This is a genomic window from Enterobacter sp. IF2SW-B1 (genome assembly GCF_001743375.1).
Taxonomy (GTDB): Bacteria; Pseudomonadota; Gammaproteobacteria; order Enterobacterales; family Enterobacteriaceae; genus Enterobacter; species Enterobacter bugandensis.
In genome coordinates this window covers 1-372 of the sequence record NZ_MJAA01000347.1, presented here as the reverse complement: position 1 = coordinate 372, position 372 = coordinate 1, and the positions used below count along the sequence as shown (strand labels likewise).

The window sequence follows — 372 nt, the reverse complement described above, 5'->3', positions numbered from 1 at the left end:
CCCCAGCGAGGCGGTATTACCGTCCCAGCCCACCAGCAGATCGCCAATGTCGATCTTGTCTCCCTGCGCCAGGGAGAAGTTCGTCCAGTGGTCGCCGCCGGCGCTGGTGATATTGCCCCCCGTCGCGTAGCCCGCCGTGCTGTTCAGCACCTGATAAATCACCGTCTCGCCGTAGTCCAAACCCCAAATCACAACGTTATGCTCCGAACTGATAAATATCGGCGCCATGTTGATGGTCAGCGACGCGCTGTCCGTGGTGCCGTTGGCAGCGGTCACGGTGTAGTTAAAGACCTCCTTCGTGGTAAAGGTAGAGAGGGATATCCCCGGGATGACCGTATAGGTGTAAATGCCGTCTGAGGCAAACGCCAGAGT

Annotated in this window: 1 protein-coding gene; it reads right to left on the bottom strand. The window is 58.3% G+C overall.

Annotation, left to right across the window (positions count from 1 at the left end):
- A partial coding sequence (locus A6013_RS24625; protein ID WP_139128323.1) for a type I secretion C-terminal target domain-containing protein occupies positions 1-372 on the bottom strand: 372 nt, incomplete at both ends.